Origin of the sequence: Bradyrhizobium sp. 87 (assembly GCF_023073015.1) — a bacterium.
GTDB classification, from domain to species: Bacteria; Pseudomonadota; Alphaproteobacteria; order Rhizobiales; family Xanthobacteraceae; genus Bradyrhizobium; species Bradyrhizobium canariense_D.
The window spans coordinates 1-8289 of the sequence record NZ_JADPIQ010000047.1; the positions used below are offsets into that span (position 1 = coordinate 1).

An 8289-nucleotide genomic window follows, 5' to 3' on the forward strand; every position below is an offset into this window, starting at 1 on the left:
ATAATCTGCTCTTCCGTAAACCTGGCTCGCTTCATTTGTCCGTCCTTCAGAAGGCCGGACTCTAACTTCAACTGGAGGAAATCGGCAGGGGCAGGTCAATGTCAGAAATGATGGCCACGCTGCTCCTGTCTAAACTCGTTCGCACCCGCGCTGGGGCAACGCACTAAGATCAGAACCAGCTGCGGTTATTTTGTCTGGCCGGACCCTATTCAATCGGCCAACGCCTGTCGCGCGCCTCCAACTGCCCCGTGGGGCCGTAAGCCGCGATCAAGGTGGCTCACACACGCATCCCCGGAACAGGACGCGCCGTAGGAATGCCGTCTAGCTGGATGCAAACCGAACTGAGATACCCCGCCTACCCTTCGCACATATTTTCTTGCAACTGGAGCCTTTGGCTATCCGCTACGGGCGCCGTACTCAAACGGCAGGCGGTGGTCCAACGAGTCAAAGATGTCGTCGCGTTTCCGTTCGCTCGGCGCCTTCGACTGAAAACAGGTCAGTCGGGCTGCCGGAGCCCTGAGCAAGTCTACGCCGGAAGATGTCAGGCGCAGCGCGTCGCCCAATCGGTGAACAGCCTGAACGATGCAGCGAATGTCAAACTTCCCCTCGGACAACGTCATGGCGGACGTATGTCTCGGTACAACCGTGACCGGCCTGTACACTCTGGTCGGACTGGGATGCGCCATCGCCTTCATGTGAGGAACACCCGTGGAGCTAGTCTGACGTGGGCTCCTGATCATCCGCAGAGCGATACGCTTGAGCGGGGGCCTGACCATTGAGGATGTGATGCCGTATAAGGTCGAGCCGCGCCTGCAGACACTGACCGCCTTCAGCCTCTTCTCCAGCCGAGTCTGACGACCGACCTTCGCCGTCTTTCCCAGCGGGCGAGACGCTTCTCGGCACGCTGTCGGCTGTTGCCGACCTTCTTGACCGCCTTTTTCACGCCGAAGGCGAGCGGCCGGTCTTCTTCGCTTCGATCAGGACGGGCACTTTTCATATTCCTTAGCGTCGCCCGCAACAGTACCGCGAAGCTCCCTGCATTCGCCGAGAACCACTTGGTCGAGCCCAATGGCGACGATCACTTTGCACCCAAGCGAGAACCAGGTCAGAAGAGCTGTCAAAAAGTGGCCTCAGGAAAGCGACCTGAGGCCGAAGGCTACCTTCTCTTGGTGCTTCGGGCTCGTGCGAAACCAAGCCCGAGCTGTGATCCAAACGCTCGCGGGCTAGACCGTTCCGAGCCTTCTTCCCAGCCTCGGGACGAAACCATTTCGCAGCCCGGCGAAGTCCCCCTGAAACCAGACTCGCGTCCATAGTGGGCATCGAAAAGCGGTGATATCAACATGCTAGTCCTGATGAACCTGATTTGGCGACTGCTTGCCTTCACTATGCTGGCCGGTATGCGATCTAAGCTCGTCCGGCAGTAGGGCAAAGGCGATTGTGCCTGGAGGCACCATGCCCAAACAGATTGTAATAACCCTGTGGTCCTTGGCAGCTGCATGCGTAATCGCATTCAGCATGGCAGCGCTGGTTGCGTCCCACTAGAAGCGGAACGACCCGCCGACCTGAGCCCAGCGGGCTGTCTCAATGCCCATGCGTAGTGCACTACTCGTCACCAACTGCGATGGTGGCTATGGCCCGCTTGAGTGCTTGCGATGGGCACCGAAGATGTCCGCTCATCGGGGCTGACCGGGAGTCATCGCGGGAGGACTAAACCGCGATTGACCCAACTGCGACATCGAACCTGATAAATGCCGAGGTGGATTGAATGACATTTCCCACCGCCAGACGCGACAAGCCAATAGAGGTGGTGCTCTACCGGGGATCGCTTGGGGATAATCGCGACCGCTGCATATCGGCCCGAACGAAACTCCAGGTCGTAGGATCTCGCCCGCGACCTTGCAGGCGTCGATCCGGTGCCCACGACGAGTCCGCGCTTTACGATGCACTACCGCGGTAGTAAATTTCACACGCTTACAACCGCAAAATTAAACAGGGAGGATTTCATGCGTGTAATTCATGCAACGGCATTCGCTCTTTGTTTGCTCACAGTCGCTCCGGCGCGGTGCTTTGCCGGCGACCCGAAGAGCGATGTCTCGGCGGCTTACGCAACATTTGATGCGACGTACAACAAGGGCGACCCCAAGGCCGTTGTCACCTTATATTTGCCGAACGCGAAGGTACTTCCCCCAACCCACGAAGTGGCATCGGGTGCGGCGGCGATCGAGAAGTTTTTCGCCGGGTTCTACGCCAACGGCGTAACCGACCACAAGCTTGAGCTGATCGACGCGGGCGGCGATGACAAAGTCGTCTATGGCACGGCAAACTGGAGCGCCAGAGGTAAGGACAAGGATAGTAAGCCTGCAAACTTCTCTGGCATTGCCACCCACGTGTTCGAGCGGCAGACGGATGGTTCGCTGAAGTTGAGGTTACATACCTTCAACTGAGCTGGCCCTATGTGCCGCCTGACGGCCCCGCGAGGAGACTTCGCGTGGATATCGCGGAATGGCTTCGTAATCTCGGGCTGGAGCGCTACACGCAGGCTTTCCAGGATGCCGAAGTCACGCCTGATATCCTGCAAGAGCTGACTGAGGCCGACCTGCGAGAACTTGGCTTGCCGCTCGGCCCGCGGAAGACCGTGCTGAAGGCGATTCAAGCGCGCTCATCATCGATCGCTGCCGCCCTCAGCGATGCTGGTGAGCCAGCTGGACAGATAATGCCGGCACTACCGTCAGAGGCTGAGCGGCGGCAGCTCACGGTCATGTTTGTCGATCTGGTCGGCTCGACTGCGCTCGCCTCGGGACGCGACCCTGAGGAGCTGGGTGACCTCATGCAGCTCTACCAGAGCACCGTGGCGGGCGAGATCACCCGGTTCGAGGGCCACATAGCCAAGTTTCTGGGCGACGGTGTCCTCGCGTATTTCGGCTGGCCCCGCGCCCATGAAGATGAGGCGGAACGTGCTATTCGCGCCGGACTTCGGGTAACCGCGGCGGTCGCGGCCCTTACCGAACGAGGTGGTGCAGCGCTTGCCGCTCGCGTCGGCATTGCAACTGGTCTGGTCGTGGTCGGCGAACTGATTGGCGAGGGAGAGGCCCGCGAACGGGCCGTCATCGGCGAGACCCCGAACCTGGCCGCGAGATTGCAAGGGCTCGCCGAGCCCGGTAGCGTGGTGATCGCCGAGTCAACGCGCCACCTACTCGGCGACGCCTTCACATACCGCGACCTGGGCAGGGTCCCTCTCAAAGGTTTCCCTGGCCCGGTGCAAGCTTGGCGGGTCATCGGCGAGGGCGCCGCGGAGAGTCGATTCGATGCCCAGCACGGCGTCTCGACTGCGCTAGTCGGGCGCGATCAGGAACTCGCACTCCTCTGGAACCGCTGGGAGCAGGCGAAAGAGCAAGAGGGACAGATTGTTCTGCTCGGCGGCGAGCCAGGCATTGGCAAATCCCGCCTCGTGCGGGCCCTGCGCGACCAGCTCGCGGACGTGCCGCACACACCCCTGAGCCATTTCTGTTCGCCATTCCATACCAACAGCGCGCTATACCCTGTCATCGGACTCCTTGAACGCGCGGCGGGAATACGGCGGGAGGACCTTCCCGACAAGCAGCTGGATAAGCTCGAGGCGATGCTCGCCCTTGCGACGGACGACGTGCATGAGGACGCGCCGGTTCTCGCCGATCTGTTGGCAATCCCGACTGGTGAGAGATATCCGCCACTGGCACTTAGTCCACACCAGAAGAAGAAGCGAACGTTTCAGGCTCTTTTGGAGCAGGTACGAGGCCTAGCGGCGAGACAGCAACTCCTTGTCACGTATGAGGATGTCCACTGGGCTGACCCCACCACGCTCGAATTTCTCGACCGGGTTGTTGACGAAGTGCAGCGGCTCCCGGTTCTCATGATGATTACCTTCCGACCGGAATTCGTTCCGCGCTGGACCGGACATGGACACGTGACAGCGCTCTCTTTGAGCCGCCTGGGACGCAGGCAAGGGGCTGCTGTGGTCGAGCGCATAACCGGCGGTAAAGCACTCCCACAGGAGGTGCTTGAGCAGATTTTGGCCAAGACGGATGGCGTGCCATTGTTCGTCGAAGAATTGACCAAGACGGTCCTCGAATCCGGTCTGCTTAGGGAGCGGGGCAACTGCTATGAACTGCTAGGTCCCTTGCCGCCGCTGGCGATCCCGACAACGCTCCAGGATTCGTTGATGGCCCGTCTGGACCGGTTGGCACCGGTGAAGGAGGTCGCCCAGATCGCAGCCTGCATTGGGCGGGAGTTCGGACACGACCTTCTGAAAGCAGTAGCTCCGCTCGATGAGGACGCGCTCCAGCTTGCTCTCAATGAACTGGTGGAGGCGGAACTCATATTCCGGCGTGGAACACCGCCGCATACTGGGTACAACTTCAAACATGCGCTGGTGCAGGACATCGCGCATGAGAGTCTGTTGAGGAGCAAGCGGCAGCAGATCCATGCTCGTATCGCCGCTGCCCTCGAAGAGCTTTATCCTGCCCGTGCGGAGATGGAGCCGGAGACAATCGCTTTGCATCTCACGGAGGCCGGGCTCGCTGGCAAAGCGGTGGACTATTGGCTGCGTGCCGGCCGGACCGCCGCAGGCCGTTCCGCCAATCTCGAAGCGATCATTCATCTCACAAGAGGCCTGGAGGCGCTCAAGTCCTGCCCAGAAGGGCGGGAGCGAGATCGCCAGGAACTCGCGCTGCAGACAGCAATCGGAGGTCCTCTGATCGCCATTCATGGTTACACGGCTCCGCAGCTTGGTACTGCGTTCAACAGGGCTCATGCGCTCTGCTATGAACTCGATGATACGGACGCCTTGTTTGCCGCGCTCAGCGGCAAGTTCATTTTCCATTTCGTGAGGGGCGACTATAACGCCATGCAGGGTCTGGTAGCCGAGGCCTGCCTCGCTGCCGAACGCACTAGGGACATAGCGCTCGAACTCGGCGCACATCGTCTGGCCGCTCTCACTGCCATGCACGCAGGTGACTTCGTTACGGCTCGCTCCGAACTCGAGACGATATTACGTCGCTATGATCCTGACGCGCACCGGCCCTCGCCTGTGCACTATGTCCATGACCCAAAAGCCTCCGCGCTACCCTATCTGGCGATCGTGCTTTGGATCCTCGGCTACCCCGAGCAAGCCCAGAGGACGAGCCGCGCGGCGTTTGAATACGTTCGGGAGCTGAACCAGACGAACCTGACCGCCCACGTGGAGGTCTATGCCGGGGCGGCGCCTGCGGAGCTGATGGGTGACGTGGCGTCTGCGCATGCGCGCGCGGACGCCATCCTCGAACTCGCCGATCAGCACAGCCTGAACTACTGGCGATTGAGCGGGCTCATCCTGCGAGGCTGGGCCATGGCGCAGGAAGGCAACGTGGAGCGTGGCTTGACGCTCATGCGTCAGAGTTTGAACGAGCGCGACCGGCTCGGAGCTAGTTGGTACCAGGTTCGGTACTTGTGCATGCTGGCGACGACGTACCTGCAATTGGGTCATGGCGACGAGGGTCTCACAGTCCTGGCTGAAGCAAAGAACCTCGCTGCGCGCAGCGACGAGCATATGTGGGAGGCAGAGCTCGCATGCATCTCTGGCGAGCTGCGGCGCACTCGTGGGGATGCACCGGACGAGGTCGAGGCTGATCTGCAAACCTCGCTCCAGGTTGCACAGAGCCAGAGTGCTAAGTCATTCGAGTTGCGGGCCGCGATCAGTTTGGCCCGACTGCGGCGTGACCGGGGCAAGCACTGTGAGGCTCGCGCTCTGCTCGCGCCGGTCTACGGCTGGTTCACCGAGGGCTTCGACACCCGTGACCTAAAGGAAGCAAAGGCGCTGCTCGACGAGCTCTCGTGATAGGGCCCTCGGGTGACAACTTCCGGCCCTAAGCCGAAGGTCCTTTTGAACCCGTGTCATATCGGCTTTCCGTGGAAAAACCGGACGCCGGTCCATGCTGGCATCCACCGCTGCTTCTGACCCCAACCGGACATTTTTCGGGTAGCATCGTGACGAGTTGAAACCCTGTGGGCCCTTACGGTTTGGCAAGGGAAGGCCGCCGCACAATCACATCCTTTCCCACTTCGATCACCATCAGATCTTCCCCCACTTCCAATGGACCGTTGTAAGTTTTGCGGCTTGCTGGCACGAGATCGTCGGCGGTGGCGGTAGGCAAAACGATATGGGAGTAAACAGCCAGCCGCGGTTTTGTTCATTCAAACACTTCCCCGGCCTGTTCGGGAGTGACATGGTGTGCGACTACCGATTTTGCCCGCTCTGGATTGACCCCGCACGTACAAAGGTTTCCGGTGAAGCGACCTCGTGCACTAGCAAATCTACACCCGCGGCGGCTCGCACGAGATTGTCAGATATGCGGGTGTCGCCTGACAGAACCACGGAGCGACCTTCATAGTCGATACGATAGCCGTAGGCTGGTTCTACCGGCGCATGATCGACCTCAATCGCCGTTATTTTCACCCCATTCTGCTCGAAGGCAACGCCGGGGTTAATTTCGTGACTGTGAATCTCCGCCTGTCAGGCCGTTCAGCGCCGCGGCGTGCGGGTCACCGTGATTTCCACCATCGCGAGCCAGCCGCCGATGATCGCCGACGAGCTGCGCCGCCAGGCCGACGTCTTCACCGACCTCGTCAGAGTCTGCCCACGTAGTGGCGAGACGTGCCTATGACATCAAGACAAGATTCCGTCCGATGTCCCAAGTGCGACCGACCGACGCGGGTTATAGAGCGCATTTGGAACTCAAAGCCACCCGGCTTCCTCCGGATCTTCGAATGCGAATGCGGCGAGTTGGTCTGGGAAGAACAGCCACATGACGACCTGGAGGCAGGGCCTTGAACAAGGCGCCCGCCTACGCACGCCGACGGCCGGCAGATGAAAATCACTTTCGGCGAGATGCGCGAGATGGGCTTACGGCGCATCCTGATCCACTGCCATTGCGGTCATAACGTAGCTCTCAGCGCCGATCGGCAGGACGATGTTCGCCTGTCTGATATCGAGCCGCGTTTTTTGTGCGCTGGTTGGGCCAACCGAGGGGCTCAGGTCAGGCCGGATTTTAGCGGCCGGCCTCCTCAATTTGCGAGATCGAGCGCTCCTTAGTCTCCTCGTAAATTCTGACCGCCTTTTATCTTGCGTTATGGCGCTCATTTTAGACGCGAGCAATGATCCCTGCGGGAGTGGGGAATCATCATGGACGACGATCACCGCAGCGCCCGCGAACAGGCGAAAGAAGTTATCCGGAAGATACGGAAAGAAGCGGAACTGCTTAGGTCCGTGGTCGCCGGTACGCGGCAACAGATCGACACGAGCCGACACCTTCTGTCCCAGGCTCCACCTCAAGCCAAGCCACCCCCTCCACCAAGTCGGCCTTAATGGCGCAGCTGGCTCATGATAGGCCGCGGGTCGTCCAGGAATTCTTGCGCCACTCCACGAGCTTCTAAGCGACGGCGCCGCTTGCGCGTTTGTTCAGCAACGAGGAGCTGCTGTGCTTGGCGCGCGATATCCTCATAGTTCTTCGCAACTTGCCGGAGCGCGGCTGCGGTGTCCGGAAACTCGCAGTTGTCGGCCTTCGTGCGAAATTCTTCGGCGCGCATCCGCCAGTACTTCGGGGAGTGCATTCGTTCCACGCCCATGGCCAATTCCTCGATTGAACCGTTGAAGCCTAATCCAGGTTAAGTGGTTCCCGGACGCACGCGAAAACAGCAAAACGTTACTGTTCTGGCCCGAATCTTTCGATCTTTGTTGCGCCTGCCCAGAGCTCAACAGCATGCCCATTGACAAGCTGCTTCGCATTTTTCCGGGCTGTCGCCTCATCGGGGACCACCAAGTCGACCCGAAGCTATGTGCCCGTCAGCCCCGATTACGTAAGCTCGATATTCGCCCATGGTCACGCAGTTGAATGCTTCGTCGAGGCCAGTTTAGCGCCGATCTAAAATGGCGGTACTATCAAATGAGACGCCCCGTAGTTTTACTGAGGACGCACGCTGTCCCAACGCAGCGGCCCTTCACTTTTTGAAACCTTGCTGCTGCTGCCAAGTTTGCCCGATGCCCTTCCTAAAGGGCGCCCCGGATTGGCCCCAGTTCCTCCGCCCCATTGCCCCGGGAGCTGGGCTATATCCACGGCGCTTAAGATGAATCTGGCCGCCGTACTTTGTAGCAATTAGTCGCGGCGGGCTGATTGCCAAGAGCTATCGCCAAATTTTGGTGACGGCGGTGCCGGTCAGGCGGCAGCGGTTATGGGCTGACGGTCGGTCGACTTGGCGATGACCTCGATCCCATTGACA

The 8289-nt window shown here is 60.1% G+C and carries 3 protein-coding genes and 2 pseudogenes; 3 read left to right on the top strand and 2 right to left on the bottom strand.

Annotated features, from left to right (window positions below; genetic code table 11):
- Positions 1–829: 829 nt before the first annotated feature.
- Positions 830–975, bottom strand: a pseudogene (locus IVB50_RS09545) (DUF3606 domain-containing protein); the annotation flags it as partial.
- Between the two features lie 1028 nt (positions 976–2003).
- On the opposite strand from IVB50_RS09545, the gene IVB50_RS09550 reads away from it, so the two are divergent.
- The 3 genes and pseudogenes from IVB50_RS09550 to IVB50_RS09560 form a co-directional block, all read left to right on the top strand.
- Positions 2004–2444: a nuclear transport factor 2 family protein gene (locus tag IVB50_RS09550; protein ID WP_247295748.1), complete on the top strand. Its 441-nt coding sequence runs from the start codon at positions 2004–2006 to the stop codon at positions 2442–2444.
- A gap of 44 nt (positions 2445–2488) precedes the next feature.
- Positions 2489–5851: an adenylate/guanylate cyclase domain-containing protein gene (locus IVB50_RS09555; protein WP_247295751.1), complete on the top strand. Its 3363-nt coding sequence runs from the start codon at positions 2489–2491 to the stop codon at positions 5849–5851.
- Between the two features lie 676 nt (positions 5852–6527).
- A pseudogene (locus IVB50_RS09560) lies at positions 6528–6647 on the top strand (NYN domain-containing protein); the annotation flags it as partial.
- Positions 6648–7374: 727 nt separating this feature from the next.
- Here the strand turns inward: IVB50_RS09560 and IVB50_RS09570 are convergent.
- Entirely contained in the window at positions 7375–7638 is a 264-nt protein-coding gene (locus tag IVB50_RS09570) for a hypothetical protein (RefSeq protein WP_247295755.1), read from the bottom strand.
- Between the last annotated feature and the right edge of the window lie 651 nt (positions 7639–8289).